The organism is Kothea flammea, assembly GCF_052161645.1.
Classification (GTDB): domain Bacteria; phylum Planctomycetota; class Planctomycetia; order Pirellulales; family Pirellulaceae; genus Laterigemmans.
In genome coordinates this window covers 6631417-6652498 of the sequence record NZ_CP197414.1, presented here as the reverse complement: position 1 = coordinate 6652498, position 21082 = coordinate 6631417, and the positions used below count along the sequence as shown (strand labels likewise).

General features: G+C 56.3%; 11 protein-coding genes. 2 read left to right on the top strand and 9 right to left on the bottom strand.

Translation table 11 applies throughout. The features are described 5' to 3' along the window. Nucleotides 1-53: 53 nt before the first annotated feature. The 3 genes from SH139x_RS24755 to cimA form a co-directional block, all read right to left on the bottom strand. The gene (locus SH139x_RS24755; protein ID WP_488352417.1) at nucleotides 54-1016 is read right to left on the bottom strand and encodes a sugar phosphate isomerase/epimerase family protein; all 963 of its coding nucleotides are present in this window, start codon (nucleotides 1014-1016) and stop codon (nucleotides 54-56) included. Nucleotides 1017-1350: 334 nt separating this feature from the next. After that, nucleotides 1351-4431, bottom strand: coding sequence for a class I tRNA ligase family protein (locus SH139x_RS24750; protein WP_488352416.1), 3081 nt, complete (start codon nucleotides 4429-4431; stop codon nucleotides 1351-1353). A 14-nt stretch (nucleotides 4432-4445) separates the two neighbouring features. Further along, the gene (gene cimA / locus SH139x_RS24745) at nucleotides 4446-6017 is read right to left on the bottom strand and encodes a citramalate synthase (protein ID WP_488356085.1); all 1572 of its coding nucleotides are present in this window, start codon (nucleotides 6015-6017) and stop codon (nucleotides 4446-4448) included. A 625-nt stretch (nucleotides 6018-6642) separates the two neighbouring features. Between cimA and SH139x_RS24740 the strand changes: the two genes are divergently transcribed. Both SH139x_RS24740 and SH139x_RS24735 read left to right on the top strand, forming a co-directional pair. Continuing rightward, nucleotides 6643-7626 carry an amidohydrolase family protein gene (locus tag SH139x_RS24740; RefSeq protein ID WP_488352415.1) on the top strand — a complete coding sequence of 328 codons (984 nt, stop codon included), beginning with the start codon at nucleotides 6643-6645 and terminating at the stop codon, nucleotides 7624-7626. A 69-nt stretch (nucleotides 7627-7695) separates the two neighbouring features. Next, nucleotides 7696-8709, top strand: coding sequence for a threonine ammonia-lyase (locus SH139x_RS24735; RefSeq protein ID WP_488352414.1), 1014 nt, complete (start codon nucleotides 7696-7698; stop codon nucleotides 8707-8709). On the opposite strand, the gene SH139x_RS24730 is transcribed toward SH139x_RS24735, so the two are convergent. The 6 genes from SH139x_RS24730 to SH139x_RS24705 all read right to left on the bottom strand — a co-directional run bounded on the left by SH139x_RS24730 (nucleotide 8706) and on the right by SH139x_RS24705 (nucleotide 21022). After that, nucleotides 8706-10160 carry a DUF1501 domain-containing protein gene (locus SH139x_RS24730; protein WP_488356084.1) on the bottom strand — a complete coding sequence of 485 codons (1455 nt, stop codon included), beginning with the start codon at nucleotides 10158-10160 and terminating at the stop codon, nucleotides 8706-8708. The genes SH139x_RS24735 and SH139x_RS24730 overlap by 4 nt on opposite strands. A 61-nt stretch (nucleotides 10161-10221) precedes the next feature. Beyond that, nucleotides 10222-12957 (bottom strand): PSD1 and planctomycete cytochrome C domain-containing protein, encoded by a 2736-nt coding sequence (locus SH139x_RS24725; RefSeq protein WP_488352413.1) that lies wholly within the window; start codon nucleotides 12955-12957, stop codon nucleotides 10222-10224. A 386-nt stretch (nucleotides 12958-13343) separates the two neighbouring features. Further along, nucleotides 13344-16442, bottom strand: coding sequence for a PQQ-dependent sugar dehydrogenase (locus tag SH139x_RS24720; protein WP_488352412.1), 3099 nt, complete (start codon nucleotides 16440-16442; stop codon nucleotides 13344-13346). A 149-nt stretch (nucleotides 16443-16591) separates the two neighbouring features. Then, nucleotides 16592-18007: a DUF1501 domain-containing protein gene (locus tag SH139x_RS24715; RefSeq protein WP_488352411.1), complete on the bottom strand. Its 1416-nt coding sequence runs from the start codon at nucleotides 18005-18007 to the stop codon at nucleotides 16592-16594. A gap of 176 nt (nucleotides 18008-18183) precedes the next feature. Beyond that, nucleotides 18184-19518: a right-handed parallel beta-helix repeat-containing protein gene (locus SH139x_RS24710; protein WP_488352410.1), complete on the bottom strand. Its 1335-nt coding sequence runs from the start codon at nucleotides 19516-19518 to the stop codon at nucleotides 18184-18186. A gap of 58 nt (nucleotides 19519-19576) precedes the next feature. Then, the gene (locus tag SH139x_RS24705; RefSeq protein ID WP_488352409.1) at nucleotides 19577-21022 is read right to left on the bottom strand and encodes a DUF1501 domain-containing protein; all 1446 of its coding nucleotides are present in this window, start codon (nucleotides 21020-21022) and stop codon (nucleotides 19577-19579) included. Nucleotides 21023-21082: the final 60 nt, after the last annotated feature.

The following is a 21082-nucleotide window of genomic DNA, read 5'->3' as shown; positions in this document are numbered from 1 at the left end:
GGCGGCCGTCGCCAGCCGCCCCAAAAAGCTTAGTCGCAAACTAACCGGACCGCTTAAGCCGCTTTGACTTGCTCGCGAATCTTCACCAGTAAATCCTTGGTCAAGCGAATTCCGGTGAACTCGTCGGGCTTGCCGCCTTCCCATTCGATCCCGACCCAGCCGCTGTAGCCGGCATCAAGCACGATCTTCATCATGCGGGCGTAATCGATATCCGCTTCGTTGCCGTTTTCGTCAAAAGCGTGCGACTTGGCGCTGACGGCTTTCGCGTAAGGCATCAATTCAGTCACACCTTGGTACTTGTCGTAAACTTCGTTCTTGCCACGATTGATCGTGAAATTACCAAAGTCGGGTAAAGTTCCGCAGTTGTCCATGCCCACTTTTTCGATGGTTCCGGCCAGCCATTTGCCATTGCTGCTCAAGCCGCCGTGATTCTCCACAATTACGTTCAGGCCCAGTGGTTTGGCATACTCGCTGAGCATCCGCAAGCCATCGGCCGCACGTTCTTGTTGTTCTTCATAGGTGCCGCTGCTGCCGGCATTGACACGCACCGAGTGACAGCCGAGGAACTTGGCCGCATCGACCCATTTCTTGTGGTTATCGACGGTCTTTTGTCGGCCCTCTTTGCTGGCCTCGCCCAAGTTGCCTTCACCGTCGACCATGATCAACAGGCTGGTCACGCCATGATCTTCGGCCCGTTGCTTCATGTCGGCCAAGTAGGCTTCGTCGGTTGCCTTGTCTTTGAAGAATTGGTTCACATACTCAATGCCTTCGATGCCAAATTCATTCTTGGCGATTTTGGCGAAGTCCAAATGCGCGATCTTGCCATCAAACAGCGAGCGGTGCAGCGACCATTGGGCCAATGAAATGCGGAAAGGCTCGGCTGCAGCAGCGGGCTGCGGCTGGGCAAATAACCGGCCGGGCATCAGGCAGGCGGCACCGGCGGCAGCTCCCCAAGCCAATGATTGGCTGAGAAAAGCGCGGCGAGTTTGATTTTGAGCGTTTGCTGAATGGGTCATGGGGGGTGGTTCTCCGGAGATTGGGTGGGGACTTTCCCGAACAGGCGGTCGCACGGCGGCCGCGCTGGTAATTTAGCCAGTTTAAGGCTACTACGATTGTAACTACCGCACGCCGCTGTTGCATCGGGAGTCTTTTCTCCCCACCGCTACCGAAAAAGGGGACGGATTCGTTCCCCATCACTTAGCTGACGTCCCAATCTCGCAATTTCCGCGTAATCATCATCCTCCCGGAAACACCCAGCCGTCTCGATTACCCAATTCGAGAATTGCGGAGCCAGTTCCGTAGCGAGTTGAATCTCACGCTCAGCCGGCTCTATCTTTGCAACTCGCTGTTTCAAAGTTTGGCCTCCAGCGACTGGATTGCCATTTTGACTCCGGCAACTTGTTCGATCAGCTCTTGCAAACTGGCCTGTTCTTTGGCCACAACATCAGCCGGCGCGCGACTGACGAAATTTTCATTCCCCAGTTTTTGCTGTTTGCCAGAAATCTGTTTGGTGAGACGTTCGAGCAGTTTGTTGTTCCGTTCAAGCTCTGCGGCGACGTCGATAAACTGTTCCAAGTCGACGTAGACGTCGAGTTCAAGTTTGGGCAGCGCGACATGGGCTGACGTTTCCGGCGAGGTAATGTCGGGTCCCCAAGCAACCGCTTTGGCGTTTGCCATGGCGGCATAGTACGTCGCCATCGGAGCAAGCAACTGCTGGGCTTGCATAGAACATCGCACCGCGAAGGGCACCTCCTCGCGGGGAGGGATATTCTGTCGGCTGCGGATTTCGCGAATCGCACCAATCGTGGCTTGAAACAACGCGAACTGTTGTTCGATTTCCGCGTCGATCAAATTCGCGTCGGCGACTGGCCAAGTTGCTTTAATCAAGTGCTCTGAGGCTTTCTCCGGAGCTTGTAAGCCTCGCTGCGGAGCGAATTGGGCCAGCGTCTGCCAGATTTCCTCGGTCAAGAAGGGTAACAGCGGGTGGAGCAGGCGAACCATCACATCCAAGGCGTGTGCCAACACGCATTGCGTCGTCTGCCGTTCCGCCGGATCAGCCAACCGGGGCTTGGCAATCTCCACATAAAAACTGCAAAACTCATCCCAAGCAAAATCATATAACGCGCGGGCCGCTTCGCCGTAGTGATAATGCTCGAGTGCCGAAGTCACGGCCTGCGTGGTCGTGGTTAGACGGCTCAGTAACCAACGATCTTCGATCGGTAATTGGACGGGATTGATTGCCTGAGGTTGATAGCCTTCGAGATTCATCATCGCGAACCGGGCGGCGTTCCAAAGTTTGTTGACAAAGTTCCGCCCGAACTCAAAGCGTTCGCTGATCACGGCCCCCCGCGGCAACTCAGTGTCCTCGGGTGTCTCAGCCCACTGCGTGGAAAAGGGTTGGTTGCAACCCGGGCAAGTCATCCGCGGCAGGGTGCGGTTCTTCTTAGTTTGCTCGATTAACTTGCCGCAACTTGGGCACTCATATTGGACCGGCATCCGCACATCTTGGGTGTCGGTCGTCAACCAGGCCAAACCGAAGCGCATCGCGTCGGGACCAAACTTGTCGATCACTTCGACCGGGTCGACTCCATTCCCTTTACTCTTGGACATGGTTTCACCCAGCCCGTCGAGAATTTTGGGATGGATATAGACTTCCTTGAAAGGGATTTCTCCCATGTTGTTCAGCCCCATCAACACCATGCGGGCTACCCACAAAGTGATAATGTCGCGGGAAGTAATCAGCGTGCTGGTTGGGTAGAAATAGTCCAGCTCCTCGGTTTGCTCCGGCCACCCCAGCGTGCTGTGAGGCCACAATGCGCTGCTGAACCACGTATCCAAGACATCAGGATCTTGCGCGAACCCCATCGCTTCGATCTGTTGCTGGGTCGCCTCGTCTTCGTCGCGCAAACAAACTTGCACGGCCCGTTCGCCGTCGTATTGGACAGCCAACGTGCCCGCCGCGTGGGCTGGTAACGTTTGCAAGCGGGCGACCACGTCGGTGGCGGCTGCTGGGGTTGCTTCCAGTGACCAAATTGGAATGCGATGGCCCCACCAGAGCTGACGACTGACTGGCCAATCGCGTTTTTCACTCAGCCAATCTAAATAGCCTTTGCGATAACGTTCGGGGAAGATTTGCACCTGATCGTTGCTAACCGCATCCATCGCCGATTGGGCGAGGTTTTCCATTTGCACAAACCACTGGTCGGCCAAGTACGGTTCGATCGGCGTTTTGCTGCGATCCGAATAGGGCAATTCGATTTCGCGTTCTTCGACTTCGCCGAGCAGCCCCAACGAATCCAAGTCGGCGACCACCGCTGTTCTTGCTTTCGCAATCGTCTTGCCCGCGTAGGGGCCGGCCGAGTCGTTGAGCGTGCCGTCGGGATTGAGAATGTTGATCATTTCCAGCTCACAGCGCAGACCGACTTCGTAGTCATTGGGGTCGTGGGCGGGAGTGATCTTGACGCAGCCGCTGCCCAGTTCGGGCTTGGCCCAAGCGTCGGCAACGAGGCGAATGTCGCGGTTCAGCAGGGGCAATCGCAACATCCGGCCCGCGGCGGCCATGTCGCGGAGGGCGCGGAGCGTCGGCAGATGAGTCGTGCGGCGTTCCGTGATCGCCGCTAATTGTTGGTCGATGGCGGCGTGCTCTTTGGTCGGGCTGCTGGCTCGCTTGGCCAACAATTCTTGTTCAACTTGATCAAAGGCCCCATCGGGATCGGGGTGGACCGCGACGGCCGTGTCACCGAGCATCGTTTCGGGACGCGTGGTGGCAACAGTGACTTCTGTGGGCTCGCCTGGTTGGGGATCGATCACCGGATAGCGGAAGTGCCAAAAGTGTCCCGCGGTTGTGGCCGTGAATACTTCGTCGTCGCTAACGGCGGTCTGCAAATAGGTATCCCAGTTCACCAATCGCTTGCCGCGATAGATGAGGCGTTTGGAAAAGAGGTCAAAGAAAGTCGCCCGCACGGCCGCTGCGCAGCGATCATCGAGGGTAAACCGCGTCCGCCGCCAATCGCAACTGCAACCCATCCGCTTCAGCTGTGAGAGAATCCGCGTTTCGTATTGGTCTTTCCAAGCCCAAATCCGTTCGACCAACGCTGCGCGACCAAGATCGTGTCGAGATTTATTCTCCTGTTCTTTCAAACGCCGCTCGACCACGGCTTGGGTGGCGATGCCGGCGTGGTCGGTTCCCGGCACCCACAATGCCTCATAACCTTGCATGCGGCGAAAGCGAATGAGGGCATCTTGCAACGTGCTGTTCAGACCATGCCCCAAGTGCAATGCGCCGGTGACGTTGGGCGGTGGGATTACGATCGTGAACGGCTGGCGATCGGGATTGACGTTCGCATCAAAGCAGCCGGCCGCTTCCCAACGTTGATAGATTCGGGGGCAAGCTTCGGCGTGGTCAAACCGGTTGGGAATCTCGTTTGTCATGGTTACTTGGCAAGTTAGTTTTGATGAAGTTTGTATTCGAAAGCGTCTACGAGCGCTCGCCAGCTGGCTTCGATAATGTTTTCGCTGACACCGATGGTGCCCCAGGTGTTATGCCCATCGCCACTTTCAATGTTGACGCGGATGTGGGCTGCGGTTCCCCCGCTCGAATCGACGACACGTACTTTGTAGTCAAGCAATCGCATCTCATCCAAGCATGGGTAGGTGTCTCGCAGAGCGCGTCGCAAGGCAGCGTCCAGGGCATTCACGGGCCCGTGCCCTTCGGCCGCGTCAAACCATAACGTTTCTCCCACGCGAACTTTGATGATCGCTTCGGCAAACGAACAATTTGCAGCCGCGTCGCGGTCCCCGGCGACGACTCGATATTTGACCGTCTCAAAGTGGGGTGTGTAGGTTCCCGCCAACCGTTGCACCAAAAGATTAAAAGACCCTCCCGCCGATTCGAATTGGTACCCGTTGTTCTCCAAGCGGACAACTTCGGCCAAAATCTTATCGGTTAATTCACGGTCGGCTTGAATCTGATGCTTGTCGGTCAGGGCGGCAATGTTGCTCCGCCCACTCAGTTCGCTCACCAGAATGCGTCGCTCGTTACCAACCAAACTGGGATCGATATGCTCATAGGTCTGTGCCGCTTTGTTGATCGCGTGCACATGCATGCCCCCTTTGTGCGCAAACGCACTTTGGCCGACGAAGGGCTGGCTGCTGCGCCACTGCAAGTTGGCTGTCTCGTAAACAAACCGGCTGAGTTCGGTGAGGTGGTCCAAGGGTGCCCCGCCGAGCACTTGCAGACCCTGCTTTTTCAGCTGCAGATTGGCCATCACGGAGACCAGATCGGCATTGCCACAACGCTCACCAACCCCGTTGATGGTGCCTTGAACTTGCTCGATACCAACATCGACCGCCGCCAAAGAATTGGCCACCGCCAGATCGCAATCGTTATGACAGTGAATGCCGAAACGAACGCCGCTGACTCCCGCCAAGGCTTGCTGAGCTTGTTGACAGATGGCGGCGATTTCCTCGGGCATCGTGCCGCCATTGGTGTCACACATCACAATCCAACCCGCCCCGGCGGCCGCTGCCGTTTGAATCGTCTTTGCCGCGTATTCGGGGTTCGCTTTCCAACCATCAAAAAAGTGCTCCGCGTCATAGATGACTTCACCATGCTGACGCAGGAAAGCCGTGCTTTCGCCGATCATGTCCAGATTTTCCTCCAGACTGACTCGCAGCACCTCGGTGGCGTGATAATCCCACGTTTTGCCCACCAGCGTGCAGATGGGCGTTTCCGCAGCGACCAACGCTTGCATACCTGGATCATCCGCCGCTTTTACACCGCGGCGGCGAGTCATCCCAAAGGCGCAGATTTTGGCGTTGCCCAGCGACAGCTTGCGGACCTCGCGAAAGTAACTCGCATCCTTCTCGTTGGACAGCGGATAGCCCCCTTCGATGTAATCGACACCAATTTCGGCGAGTCGCGCCGTGATCTGCAATTTATCTTGCAAGGAAAGGCTGACCCCTTCCCCTTGGGTGCCGTCGCGAAGTGTGGTGTCGTAGATCGTGATCGCACGCATGGATACTTTGAAGCTGTTGAGCGAGAAGGGAACTGGCGAGCCGTTAAGCTCATAAAAAAACCCCCGAGGCACTGGCCGCGGGGGTGTGGAAATCATATCGATATATCCGTACACGCACCCGTCAGTCGCGGCCAATTGCCGCGATGATAATGACAAGTACGGTGGCGGGGGTCGAGGTCAAACACATAGTGCAAAAAGCCTAGACAGGAAGGCTAGCGGCTGTCAATGCCCCCAGTGTTATTCACTGTCCCCGAGTGCACCTGACGGTTTGTAATTGGCATGGCCTTTTGGCGGGCGATCGATCAGAATCTTGGTTTTCCCAATGAATGTCGGTAAAACAGGAGGGCTAGGGTGGCCATTTCACCCGAAAATTGTGCTCGACTGCTGTTGGCGAGGCCATCCTGGGGCTCAGAGCTTCATATATTAGCGATAGCAAGCCAATGGATGACTACTGGAAACACACACAGAAAACCCTCGACGGCTGCCGCGCCTATCTTGCGGCCTAAAACCGCAAACCATCAGATGCACTCTCCCAGCGGGTGCCAGTTTAATTCGGCACCACCTTTTTCCGGCACCGCGATTTTTCCCCGCTCGCGTTGTGGTCCCCAGCCCGATCGATTCTAGCATGCAACTCTCTAGGCGTAAGTTCATCGGCAGCTCTTTAGCCGCCGCCACAGCCATTTCGCTGGCCAAGTCGCCCCTCGACAGCTCCGCCCGCGCCGCCTCCCCGCAACAGCCGATAAACGCTGGCGAAGCCGCGGCACACCCAGACGTCACGGCGGGATGGATCGATGCGCACGTACACATCTGGAGCCCAGACACGACCCGCTACCCGTTAGCTCCCGGCTTTACACCAGCTGACATGCAGCCCCCCAGTTTCACTCCTCGGGAATTGTTCGACCATTGTCGTCCGGCCGGGGTCAGCCGCATCGTGCTGATTCAGATGAGCTTCTACCTGTACGACCACACGTACTTGCTAGAAGCCATCAAACAACACCCTGGCGTCTTTTCCGGGGTCGCCTTAATCGATCACCACGACGATCAACTAGTGGCCAGAATCAAGTCGCTGGCTGCGGGAGGCATTCGCGGATTTCGCCTGCACTCGCGAGGTGACGCCAATACCTGGGGCAACGATCCTGGTATCGGCCAACTGTTTCGCACCGCCGCCACGGAAGGCTTAGCCGTCTGCCCGTTGATTAACCCCAGCGACATCGGCTACGTCGACCAACTCTGCCAACAGCACCCCGAAACCCGCGTCGTTGTCGATCATTTTGCTCGCATCGGCTTGAGTGGCAAAGTCGAAGCGGACTATTTGCAACAGCTTTGCAAATTAGCCCGTTTCCCTCACACCTATGTCAAGACCTCGGCTTTCTACGCGTTGGGAAAAAAAAAGCCCCCCTACGACGACTTGATTCCGATGATTCGCCAAGTCTGTGATAGCTTTGGTCCGCAACGATTGATGTGGGCCTCGGATTGCCCCTTCCAAGTGCAAGGCGAGCATTCCTACGAAGCTTCGCTGGCCTTAATCCGAGACCGCGTTGATTTTCTCACGCCAGCCGAAAAGCAACAACTATTGCGGGGAACTGCGGAACAACTGTTTTTCGCATAGAACAAGACAGTCTGTGATGCAGCTGCTCGCCCTTACATCATCCTTACTTTCTGATCCCGCCCAGCGCCGATGCCCCTCACAACTATTGCTTCGATCGATGATGTTTTCCAGGCTGAAAAAATAATCCGCCAACACATCTCGCCCGCTCCGCTGATTCGTTGCTATCCTTTGGAGCAAGCAATTGGCTTGTCACCTGACCGCCGCGTGTGGGTCAAGGATTATGGCTGGACTCCCGTTGGTTCCTACAAACTGATGGGCGCTTTAAACTGGATGGCCAATCACCTCGAGGAGATCGGCGATCGACCGGTGGCAGCACACTCATCGGGCAACTTCGCTTCGGGCCTCGCCTTTGCTGGCAAGACATTCGGCAAAAAGGTGATCATTGTCATGCCCGACTCGGCGCCGCGAGTCAAGTTCGCTCGCACGCGCGCCCTGGGTGCCGACGTCCGCACGTATGATTTGGCGACCGATCATGAGACGGGTGTCCGAGATCAACTGACTCGTGAGATTGCTGAAACCGAGAATGCCGTGCAAGCTTCTCCCTATGACGACAACCACGTGATTGCAGGCAACGGCGTCGGTGGCTTGGAAATTGTCCAGGAGCTGCGACGGCAAGGTCGCCAGTTATCTCATTTCGTCTGCGCAATCAGCGGGGGCGGCTTGCTGGCTGGCCACGCTTTGGCGATCGCCGATGGGTTTCCGCAGGCCAGGATCGTGGCCGTGGAACCAGCCGGCGCCGATGACTTTGCCAAGTCACTGGCCGCCGGCGAGCGAGTGCGAATTGAACGCCCCGCCAGCATCTGCGATGGCTTGCTCTCTTATGATGTGGGACATCATAACTGGCCGATTCTGCAAAATCTTGTCAATCAGGCGGTGACCGTTAGCGACGCGGAGACCTGTCACGCCATGCAATGGTTTGAAACCAACCTTGGCGTCCGCAGCGAACCCTCCGGCGCGGTCACCATCGCCTCGCTGTTGACTGGCCAATTTGATCTAGCCGGCGAGGGCGATATCGTGCTTACGGTCAGCGGCCGGAATGTCGACCCTGATGATTTTCTCAAATGGACCGCGTCGGTCGCTTAAGCCAAAATGTCGGTCGCCACTTTGCCCGCCACGTCGGTCAAGCGGAAGTCGCGGCCGGCATGATGATAAGTCAACCGTTCGTGGTCGAGCCCCAACAGATGCAACAGCGTGGCGTGCAAGTCGTGGACATGCATTTTGTTTTCCACCGCGTAATAACCATAGTCGTCGGTGGCCCCGTAAGCATAACCCCCTTTGACGCCACCACCGGCCATCCACATGGTAAATCCGTGCGGGTTATGATCGCGCCCGTTCGTCCCTTGAGCTGTCGGCGTCCTACCAAATTCGCCTCCCCAGACGACCAACGTATCTTCCAACAAGCCGCGTGATTTTAAATCTTGCAACAATCCGGCAATCGGTTTATCGACCTCAGCGGCGTTCTTGGTGTGCCCGCGATAGAGATCGCTGTGCTGATCCCACTGGACTTCGCTGTCACTGTGAGTTACCTGCACAAACCGCACACCCGCTTCGAGAAAACGACGCCCCATCAAACATTGACGGCCAAAATCTTCGGTGATTGGATCGTCAGTACCATATAAGCGATGCGTCGCAGCACTCTCCTGATTCAGGTCTTGCAAATCGGGCATACTGGCTTGCATGCGAAATGCCAATTCAAAAGCATTGAGCCTGCCCTCCAAAGCGGGCGATTCGCCAATCTGAGACAAATGCTCGCGGTTCATCGCTTGCAGTAAGTCCAATTGTTGCCGCTGCGTTGCCGCGTCAATCCGCTGATTCTGCACATGCTTGACGCGTGCGGTCCGCGCCGCTTGGCTGGCATTGCCCAGCGGAGTCCCTTGGCAATGCGCGGGCAAGAAAGCGGCTCCCCAATTGTTCACTCCCCCGTGTGCCAACGTGGGACAAATGGTGATGAAAGCGGGTAGGTTTTCGTTCTCAGTTCCCAGCCCGTAGGTCACCCAAGAACCCATGCTGGGACGGACAAATTGATCCGTTCCAGTGTGCAGCTTCAACGCCGCGCCACCATGGGCCGGGTTGGTGCCATGCACTGATCGCAAGATACAAAGGTCGTCGACGTGCCTGGCCACTTGCGGGAACAGGGCGCTGACCGGCAACCCCGACTCGCCATGTTGCTGAAACTTCCAAGGCGACCGCAGCAAGTTACCTTGCTGAGCAAACGTCACGTCGGGCAACGCAAACGGCGGCGCCTTGCCATCATCACGATCTAACAACGGCTTGGGATCAAATGTGTCGACGTGCGAAGGGCCGCCCTTCATAAACAGAAAGATCACCCGCTTGGCTCGCGGCGGAAAGTGCGGCTGCTGGGCGGCCAGCGGATTGCCCGCGAGTTGCTCGCCCGCCTGTTGATTACCCGTCTCGGCGGCGTTGGCTGACTGTCGCTGCAAAAGTGACAGTAGAGCCAAGTTGCCAAAGCCAACGGCGGTACGCTTGAGCAATTGGCGACGTTGCTGCAAACCTCGGTAATCAAGGGCAGACATGTCGACTGGAGTGCCGGAGGGGTCGGGGGTGGGCATCATGAATCGTCCGCAGCCGGGGTGGCTATTTCAAGTAAATAAATTCGTTACTGGCCAGCAAACCTTGACAGAACAAAGCCCATCGCGAGCCGGTGTCGATTCCCAAGAACTCGGCCGCGCGATCAACTTCTTGATTACTCGGTGGTCTTCCCAATGCTTTCTCATACGCCAACGTGATCTGCTGATTGAGGTCACCCTCGGTGGCGCGAATCTGTGCGGCAAAAGCCTCAGCCGAATCCATCACCAATTCGTCATTCATCAACAATAACGCTTGAGGTGCCACGACGGTGGTGTGGCGACTGCCCGTGGGGGTTGTCGGATCTGGGAAATCAAATTGTTCGAAAAAAGCATAGATATTGTTTCGCACCACGGGCAAATACATCGCCCGTCGCAAACTATCGTACTCAGTATGGTCGACCGACGTGTGGTTGAAGACAAACTGGCGATTTCTCAAAGGAACCATCTTGCCGTGCATCCGCAGATCAAGTCTCCCAGAAACGGCCAAGATGGCGTCACGGATTTCTTCGGCTTGCAAACGACGCAGGCGGAATTTCCAGAGCAGTAAATTCTCTGCGTCAATGGCGGCTGCAGAACGTGACTCCGGGTGCACCGAGTCTTGTTGATAAACGCTGGACGTCATAATCAGGCGATGCAAGGCCTTGGTCGACCAACCCGACTTGATGAAATAACGAGCCAACCAGTCCAGCAACTCGGGATGCGTGGGGCGATCACCCAAGCGTCCAAAGTTTTCCGTCGTACCAACGATCCCCCGCCCAAAATGCCAACGCCAGATTCGATTCACATACACGCGAGCGGTTAGCGGATGTTGGCTGCTGGCCATCCACCGCGCCAGTTCCAGGCGGCCACTTTGATTGCCGGGAAAGACGGGGCGATTCTGCGAAACCCACATCACTTCTGGAAACTCGCGGCTGACCGGCTCTCCCAAATTGCGGTGACTGCCGCGAATGTGAATCGGCAAACTTTCCACCACCGGACCATCGGTGACTCCCATCGCGGCGGTTCGATCGAGGGATATACTTTCCAAATAGCGAGCCTCTTCCATCAACTCGTCGTACCGCGCGAACGTCTCGGCATCGAGAGCAAATTCGGGTTGCGGTGGAACACTGATAAATCCACTGGGATCCTTCAACGCTTGACGAGCATGCTCACGCAAGGCCACCACGCCAGCGTCATCAGTTTTGCCTGTTTCCGCTGACGCTTGCTGGTCTGACGCTTGCTGGGAGGCCGAATCACCATGCAGCAGGATCTGGAAATAGTCCTCAATCGCTTGCGGATCTTGATCGCGGATGGACAACCATTTGGCGACCAAGGGGTCTTCTTCGTGATAAGCCAAGTGCAATCGACAATGGTGCAAGATACGAGCGTGCAAACCATAGCGATCGGCGATTGTTTGCACTTCGGCTAACGATGTGCCAGGTTCGAATTCACTGGCAGCCGTGAGGTACTTGGCCGCAGCCGCCTCAGCTTGTGCTCGCACCGCCTGCATCGCTTGACTTTTGTAACTATTTGCCGCTTGGTTCTTGGCAGCAATCTGAGCATCGACTTCCTTAAGTTTTTCTTCTTCCGCTGGTGTGGCGAAATCATGCTCATACCAATGCTTGATGGCACCGGTGTTGGTATCAGCAAACGCTCGCGTGCTTTTGAAAATTGCCGCCAAGCTGTAATAGTCTCGGTGCTTGATTGGATCGAATTTATGATCGTGACAACGGGCGCAACCGAGCGTCATACCGAGAAATGCTTTGCCCACCGTATCGATCTGTTCGTCGATAGCGTCCATGGCCAATTTCTCCCGATCGGGTTCCGCCAACACTTTGGCACCCAAGGCGAGAAAGCCAGTCGCTGTCTTAGTTTCTTGATTGGCGCGGGGAAGTAAATCACCAGCGATTTGCTCGACAACAAACTGATCAAACGGTTTGTCTTGATTAAATGCCTCGATCACATAATCGCGATAGCGCCATGCGTTACCGAAGGCTAAATTTTCGTCCAAGCCATTGGAGTCGGCATACCTGGCGACATCCAGCCAATGCCGTCCCCATTGTTCTCCATAGTGGGGCGACTCCAACAAGCGATCGACCAATTTGGCAACCGCATCTGGCGAGTCATCCTGCTCAAACGCGATGATTTCTTCGGGCGTCGGCGGCAAGCCGATCAAGTCGTAAGTGATCCGCCGAACCAGCGTGCGTTTATCGGCTGGTGGTGCCGGCTGAATTCCCGCCGCCTGCAACTTGTCAAGCACAAACGCATCGATCGGTGTTTGCAGCCACTCATCGGCTTCCAGCAGCGGTGGTGTCGGATCGCCCAGCGGCCGCAACGACCAAAATTGCCGTCCATCCTCGATGCTCATGCCGGTTGGTTGCGGTCCGCTGCTGAGCGTCGCTTCGGGGTCAACACCTTCCAAGCGAGGATCGACAGCCCCGCCGCGAATCCAGGTTTCCAACGCGGCAATTTCAGTCGCAGATAATTTGCCGCTGGGTGGCATCTGTAAGGCCAGATTCTCATACCGCACCGCTTCCAATAGCCGGCTGGCTGCTGGCTCTCCGGCAACGATGGCCGCTCCACTGTCACCACCCCGTTGCCAAGCCGCTCGCGAATCGAGCCTCAATCCGCCCGCTTGCTCTTCGCCGCTGTGACACTCCAAACAGTGTGCTGCCAACAAAGGTCGAATCTGTTTTTCAAAAAATTCAAGCTCAGCTGCCGAGCCGGCCTCGGGAGGAGCCGCGACGGCTTGAGCAAAGAGCACAGCCCAGCACGCAAGCGCGGCACAGCAGCCCCGCAAAACTCTACACCCCACGGTCGCGGTAGTGCACGCGAACACCAAACTGCCCAGTTGGATCTTCCGCGAGTGGGGTGCTCGCGGGTGCGGATGTTTTCGGACAAGCAATGTTCGCGGGCGCATAAGAAATCGACGTAAGTGGGCGGGAGCTGGCGGTGGGGAAGGCGGGATCACTGCGGGAGGTGGGCCACGGTATGCTCGCCTCCCATTATCGTATCGGGTTTGCCGAAGCTTTCCAAGTTTTTTTCAGTTGGCAGGCAAACCAAGCAGGCAAACCAAGCAGCAAAACATGCTGCCGGCCGAGGTTCGCCAAGTGGAGTCTACCAAGTGAAATTTGCCGAGTGACAGTGTGCTCATTTCAATTGACTGAGGTAGGCGAGCAAGTCGGCCGCTTCTTGGGCAGTCAGCGCGGCCAGCAACTGCTCAGGCATCAGCGAGTCGGTTGCCGCGAATTCTTCCTCGACCGCCTCCACATTGATTTCATAGCGACGGCCGGCTGCGTCTTGCAACACAATCGCCGTGGGCGTGCGACTGAGGATCCGTCCGATCAGCACTTGCCCATCGGTGGTCAACAGCCTCACCGCCCGATAGGGCTCGGCGATCTCAGCCGCTGGTTGGACAATGTGATGTAACAGTTCAGCCGGTCGCTGATACTTGGCAGCAATCTTTGACAGTTCCGGCCCAACCGCAAGCCCCTGACCATGAATCTGGTGGCACTGAGCGCATTGCCCCCGTCCGGCGACAAAGCTGTCGCGTCCCCGCGCGGCGTCTCCAACCAACTGCAACACCTCTCGCGGATCAAATTGCAGTCCGAGACGTTTCACTCGCGCTTCCTCGGCAAACCAAGCTTCAAATAACTCGGCAATCTCAGGCGGGGCGGTCAACGCCTGCTTGATGATGTTCGACTTGTACACTGCTCGGATGCGACCTTGATTCCAAGCTAACGACAACGCCAGCGCTCCGCTAGGCTCGGCCAATAGTTGGTTAATCGCTGTTAAATCCTCTGCAGGCACATCGTTAGTCCCCTCAGTTGACTCTGGCAATTTATTTGGGCTCACACACAATCGCGCCAGCCAATGTTCGATATGTTGCTCGGCGGATCCGTCTGTTATCACACCGTCTATTGCCGCGGCGGTGTTTTCTCGCGGCATTTCCGCTATCCAGCGGCTCAGCAAATCGACGCCACGTTGATCGACCTTGGCGGACCCCAGCGGCGGCATTCGACCGCTTCCCAATTTTGCCGTGCGATACAGCAACACCGAGCGGTGCGGCACCCCCGGCTCAATCAGCTTGGCTGCCGGCAAACGATAGTTCCCTCGCATTGCCGCCGCTTCGACCAGCCCCGTGTCGGCTAACGGCTTGGTAAAGCTAACATCAAACGCCACCGAAGCGTTGCCACCATTTAAATGACAATGCCCACAATTGGCATGCAAGTATGAACGCGCGCGAATGGCCAAAGGTTTCGACTCGTCATAAGGATCAACCAGCGTCGGCCCGCGTTGTTGCCCAGTAGGCTCTCCTTCCCTTTCCGGCCGGGGCGGATCGGTCGCAATCCAAGCTCGGCTCAACATCGTCGACCAAGCGTCAGGCTGACCATCGGGATGATAACCTGTCAGCGTTCTTAACTGGGGTTCGATAAAGCCTAACGTCTCTCCCCGCCACGGTGTATGACAAGTCCGACATTGGCCGCGGGCGGCAAAGATCCAATCAAGCTCCGACTGGCCAGCGGGGGCCGCTGAGTCTTCAATTTGCAGTTTACTAACCGCGCCGCCGGCAGGCACCAAACTGGCATCCCGCCCAGCTTCGTCCCAGCGGTAGGTGTAATGATTCCACTCACCCAAGGAGACAGCATGAGCCAACTGCGTCTCCACCGGCCGACGCGACGCGACTTCCCCGACAACCGTTTCTAAGAAATAGGTTTTTACCAGCACCGTCCCGGCAGGTAACACCACCTCGGTGCGAAACCAATCAAATGTGGTTTGCGGTGTGGAGTAAAAAGTCGCCGCTGCGGTGCCTGGAATCGCCAACCAGAATCTTGCCACCGCACCATCGCGATACATGGGAGCCTGAATCGAATACTCCACGACCCCGGCGGCTGGCCTTAATGGTTGAGTACTGGCAAACAACCCTGTCTCGCTCAATTGCTGAGGAAAGTCTCGATCGCTCCATTCGGTCGGATTGGGGGCGAGGCGATAAATGCCCGACTTTCCCGCGCTGTTATAATCCAAGATTAGCAACTCGCCGTCGTGATCCATAGTAAAGCTGATTGGCTTGACCGGCCCCACGGCAATCTCGAGATTCTCATACACGCCAACCTTGTCGAAAGCCGCCGCCCAAAACTTGCGAGTTACCCAATCGCCATACACATATTTACCTCGAAGCGAAGGCAATGCCTGGCCATGATAAACTACCCCGCCGGTGATTGAAGCAGCCTCAGCATGCGGCAACGCGACCTCTGCTGACAAAATCGGTGTTGGACCGGGGGACGCGTCGGGGCGCACATCACCGGGGCCCTCTTTGATTGGCCAACCATAGTTACCGCCAGGCCGCACGCGATAAACCATCTCCCACGCTTCCCAGCCAACATCACCAACCCACAGGTCGCCAGTTTTGTCGTCAAAACTCATCCGCCAAGGGTTGCGAAATCCGTAAGCATAAATTTCCGGACGGGCCGTGGGATGATCGACGAAAGGATTATCAGCGGGTATCCCATAAGTTTGACCGTCGGGAACCTGATCGATGTCGATACGGAGAATCGCCGCATACACATCGCCCACATTTTGCCCATGATTGTATTCATCGGGTGGTGAAGGTGCCGCCACATCACCGGTGGAGATATATAAGAAACCTTCGCGATCAAATGCGACGGTGCAGCCATTATGCCCCCCCGAGTCAAAACCAAAGATCGGTCGTTCCGAGGCGACATCGAGAGTCAACGCGGCGGGATCATCGGAGCCGCCGCGCTTGTTCAACTGGAAACTAGCAATGTGAGTCCCGTCGCTACGTCGTTTTCCCGGCGCTGTCACGACGTAACAAATCACAACGGTGCGGTTGGTGAGAAAGTCCGGGTGAAAGGCCAAGTCATAGATCTGAATTTGCTGGGAATCTTCTGGCCGCAGCTCGCAATGGGGTGGCGGTGTCGCCGTCAAGTCGGCGACCAAATGTGCCGCTCGTGGATCACTATCCGCGGCAAAGCTAAAGATCTTGCCACCTTGTTCGCCAACCAACAAAAGTCGCGGATCACTATCAGGCTGAGCAACCGGCAGCGTTTTGATGGTGACGGGTTTGTCAAATTCAAGCTGTGAATAAACGCGTTCCAGCACGAACGGCAACGGCGGCTCCGGGGAACCAACCACTCGCGATGTCGTCCAGGCGGGCCGCTGGAGCTGCTCCGCGTCATCGGCAACTGCTGGCAGCGAGCATACAGAAAGCAGAAAAACTAAAAGCAGCAAAACTGACAGCAAGCTAGATCGGCAGAGCGGTTGATAGGTAACTGCTGGAGCGGCGACGCACATCGATGACCTCAAAAGTCTGCCAATGAAGGTGCACCAACTGGTGCTGAAAAGTACTGCTAGGCCCTGTTCTACAAATAGGCCCTCTTCTACAAAATTTGTCGGATTGGATGCCCATTTGATATGGCTAAGGGTCGCCCCAAACGATCGTGTATTTCAGTTTCGGGAGCATACCCCAAACAATGAAAGATGGTGGCTGTTAAATCTTGCGGTTCAACGCGACCTGACAATGGATATCCACCCTTGCTATCGGACTCGCCAAAAACGGCTCCCCCTTGCACTCCACCTCCCGCCAGAGCGGCCGAGAAAACATGCCCCCAGTGATCACGACCACCAGCTGCGTTGATCTTCGGGGAGCGTCCAAATTCCCCCATCCAGACCACCAACGTATCGTCCAACATGCCTCGCAATTGCAAGTCTTCCAGCAGCGCCGAATAGGCTTGATCCATCGGCGGCATCAAGGCCTGCTTTAGTCGCTCGCTGTTTTTGGCGTGAGTATCCCAAGCGGGCGCTACGTTCTCATCCTCGGGCCAACGTGTCCAATTCACCTGCACCAAGGAGACTCCTGACTCTACCAACCGACGTGCCAACAACACGCTCTGTCCAAAGCGATTACGTCCGTAGCGATCGCGAACCTGATCCGATTCACGCTCGACTTCAAAAGCTTGCTGTGTCCCCGCGTCACGCAACAGATCAATCGCTTTGCTTTGCCAATTCGACCACCGCTGAATCGGCCCGCTGGCTGGCTCTTGAAAACGACCGTTCATCAATTCACGCAGCGCACGGCGCTGCTCGAATCTCTCCGGGGTGACATGCACGGGCAGAGCGATATCGGGAACTTTGAAGTCCGCTTGATTAGGATCACAAGTGATCAACCAGGGGTCTGCCTGAGGTCCCAACCAACCGGCATCTTGGCCAGGCCAGAGTATTTGCCCAGTGTTCCATATCGATTCAGGCAGTCGGATCGAACCTGGCAAACTTCCCACATCGCCGCGCAACTGTCGCACCACCGCAGCTAACGATGGCCAATCATTGGGCGGACCGGGCAGGGCATTTTCGTTGTTCTTCGGAGTGTGCGGCCGCCCCGTCAACATCCAATATCCGCTGGAAGAATGCGCGTTGTCGTCCGTTGCCATCGCTCTGAGTACGGCAATCTGATCCGTCAACGCGGCCGTTTTTGGCATCAGCTCTCCCACATGCAACCCCGGAGTCGCGGTGGCAATCGTGCCGAAATCACCGCGAACCTCCGCAGGCGCCAAAGGTTTGGGGTCCCATGTCTCGTGCTGTGGCGGTCCTCCCAACATGAACAGGACGATGCAGCGTTTGGCTTTCCCAAAACCGGCGCCCAACTGCGCCGCACCAACTTGCCGCTCATTCGCCTCCGCCCGGGCGGAGGCTAACTGCGAAGCTCCCAGCCCAAAGGCGCCCAGTCCACCGATTCGCATCCATTCTCGACGTGAAATCCCATCGCAAAGCGTCGTTGCTCGTTGGCATAGTGAAAGCATAGTGCGAACCTCGCTGGCTTGACGTTTGTTGGCTTGACGCTTGGTGGGTTGCCGCGACTGCAGGTGGGCTGGCTGGACTGCAGGTGGGAATGCCCATTGGCACTGGGTGAAGTCTCCACAACTCCCCACCCGCCCGCATTGTATGCGATCCGCCGGTGGCCGTCACCGATTAATCATCACTTACTAATGATTAGCTCACCCAGGTGATTTCCCTCCAGCTCACCAATCACGCCCTCTCCCCCGGCCAGCAAGCCAGTCATTGTGCAAGCGACGATTGCGCAATTCCGGCAATCTCGCAAGTTGACCCCATTACGCGACGCCGAAATCACGCAACCTTGCACCCGGCTGTCACGGCAGCCTTCGAGAGTTACCGCCGCCTGATTGGCCAACAAGCCATGCATCGTCGAACCGGTCAACAAACACTGCTGGCTGTTCCGCAGCACGATGCCACCGGTATCTTTTGATTCGCGCGGATTGAAAACACAATTGCCGATCACCACGCGTTGGCTTTCTTCAACCAAAACATCCATCGGTTCGGTGGTGAAAAAGGTATTTCCTGTAATCGTCACATCGGTAACGTGCCGCAGATGAATGTGCGTCTCCGTGTCGCTGAGAATATTGCCCGTAATGGTGATCATGTTGGGCTGGAAATCGCTGTTGCCCAAGATGCGAATATTTGCCCCGCCGGGGGCGAGCCGCGTCACATGTGGTCGTTTGCTGTAATGGGCGCTATGCTGAATCGTACAACCAGTGATGGCGATTTCCGCGGCCGAGCAAGCGGGCAGCGATTGATCGACCAAGATGTTCGCGGCCCCGGTTTGCGTCTCATCAGCGGGCATGTTCGCTTCTAAATCGCACCCGGTGACTTGCAGATTTCGCACATTGCCTCCGCGCACGACAATCCCGCCACCACGGTTGTAGCTGATATGCGAATTGCTGACATTGATTTGATGTAGGTTAACTTGATCCAGAAAGAGCCCAATACCTTTGTTGTGGTACAGGTGCACATCCGAAATGATCAGGTTGCGATTGCGATTCACCAGTCGGATTCCATGCCGCGCACCGCGGATCGCCAAGCGGCTGATTGTCGCTTGCAGCGTTCCATCCAGCTCAATACCATCCGCTTCGGGATGCTCGCCCAGTATCTCGATACCGTCGACCAACGGCATCCGCTCCAGCCAATTTTCGGGCGTAATCTGCCCCGGATCGGCGCTGCCTCGAATCCCACCGACGATCCGAATCGCGGGCCCGGCCGCTGACATCACCAAAGTGACCGGACCCGCAGCTCGCACAGAAATTGGTCCCTGCTGGGAAAGGTCAATCTCCCAGGTTTCCGTCAGCACGTAACGGCCCGCAGGGATCAACAGATTCCCGCCGTCGGCGTCCAGCAACAATTGCTGCAAGGAATTTTCAGTTACTTCGTCGCCGCTTGCTCCCGGTTGTTGCCAAAGCCAATAGCCAGCTAACAGGCAAATAACAACGAGTAAGCGTTTCGCAAACCTAATGCTCATGTCGTCGCCCTGGCTTGATTTTCCGAGTTTAGTTTGCCGCGTGCCGAATAGAATGATGCTAACTCAAAATGTCATGCACCACGCGAGCCGGCTCTACACCGGTAAGCTTCTGGTCGAGGCCTTGGAAGGGGAAGCTCAGCCGCTCGTGATCAATCCCCAACTGATGCAGCATGGTGGCATGCAGATCACGCACCGCGACCGAATTTTCCACCACGTTGTAGCTGAACTCGTCGGTCGTACCATAAGTCGTTCCCCCTCGCACACCACCTCCGGCAAGCCATCCAGAAAAACATCGCGGGTGATGGTCGCGACCATAGTCATCACGTTCCAACTTGCCTTGGCAATAAACGGTCCGTCCAAACTCTCCCGCGAACACAATCAGGGTTTCATCCAATAACCCACGCTGCTTGAGGTCTTGGATCAACCCGGCGCTCGGTTGATCCACGTCGAAACATTGTCCCGGCAGTTGTTTGGGGAGAATAGTGTGGTGATCCCAACCTCGATGAAACAACTGAATAAATCGCACGCCACGCTCAACCATCCGGCGAGCGAGCAGACAATTGCGAGCAAAGGACCCGGTCTTGTGCACCTCGGGACCGTAGAGATCAAGCACGTTGGCAGTTTCACCGGAGACATCGGTCAGATCGGGGACCGAGGCTTGCATCCGAAACGCCATCTCTTGCTGGGCAATCGTGGTCTCAATCTCGGGATCACCGATCGCATCAAAGTGTCGCTGGTTGACTTCGCCGACCGCGTCCAACATCCTGCGCCGAATGCTGGCATCAATTCCATTGGGGTTGGACAAAAACAGCACGGGATCGCCCGCGGTCTGAAACTTTACTCCCTGGTGCTTGGACGGCAGTGGTCCGCTGCCCCACAGGCGACCGTAAAGTCCCTGCACATTCCGCGTTCCACCCGTCCAATAAGCCGAACTGAGTACGATAAAATTGGGCAAATCCTCATTCATCGACCCCAGGCCATAACTCAGCCAAGCACCCATGCTGGGTCGCCCTGGAATCTCCGACCCGGTGCACAAGAACGTTTTGCCGGGATCATGATTGATGGCATTGGTATTCAAAGAGTTGATGATGCAAAGATCGTCCGCGACACCGGAGAGGTACGGCAACAATTCACTCATCCAAATTCCATTTTCACCCGCTTGTTTAAATTTAAACTTGGATGGAACGACCAGCTGTTCCTGACCGCGGGTCATCGCCGTGACTCGCTGGCCCTGGCTAATGCTGGCTGGCAGCGGTTTGCGAAACTGCTTTTCCAATTCTGGTTTATAGTCAAACAATTCGATTTGGCTGGGTGCCCCCGCCATAAACAAAAAAATGACCCGTTTGACCCGCGGAGCGTTCGGCAATCGATAGCCGCCATCGGCCATTGCCAGACCGCGATTCGCCAGCATCGACCCAAGCACCGTGGCGCCGAGTCCAACACCGCTGTTTTTTAGAAACTGGCGACGTGCGAGTTGCCAATTGGTTTCTGGTTGAGTGCTCATAGGGATTCTTTGTTCAATCGAAACGCTAATTTTATTGCGGAAAAATGATCAGGTATCAAG

Coding starts and splice junctions, on each gene's coding strand:
- SH139x_RS24755 (WP_488352417.1), bottom strand. CDS start 1,016: ATGACCCATTCAGCAAACGCTCAAAATCAAACTCGCCGCGCTTTTCTC.
- SH139x_RS24705 (WP_488352409.1), bottom strand. CDS start 21,022: ATGAGCACTCAACCAGAAACCAATTGGCAACTCGCACGTCGCCAGTTT.
- SH139x_RS24710 (WP_488352410.1), bottom strand. CDS start 19,518: ATGAGCATTAGGTTTGCGAAACGCTTACTCGTTGTTATTTGCCTGTTA.
- cimA (WP_488356085.1), bottom strand. CDS start 6,017: ATGCGTGCGATCACGATCTACGACACCACACTTCGCGACGGCACCCAA.
- SH139x_RS24715 (WP_488352411.1), bottom strand. CDS start 18,007: ATGCTTTCACTATGCCAACGAGCAACGACGCTTTGCGATGGGATTTCA.
- SH139x_RS24735 (WP_488352414.1), top strand. CDS start 7,696: ATGCCCCTCACAACTATTGCTTCGATCGATGATGTTTTCCAGGCTGAA.
- SH139x_RS24730 (WP_488356084.1), bottom strand. CDS start 10,160: ATGTCTGCCCTTGATTACCGAGGTTTGCAGCAACGTCGCCAATTGCTC.
- SH139x_RS24740 (WP_488352415.1), top strand. CDS start 6,643: ATGCAACTCTCTAGGCGTAAGTTCATCGGCAGCTCTTTAGCCGCCGCC.
- SH139x_RS24750 (WP_488352416.1), bottom strand. CDS start 4,431: ATGACAAACGAGATTCCCAACCGGTTTGACCACGCCGAAGCTTGCCCC.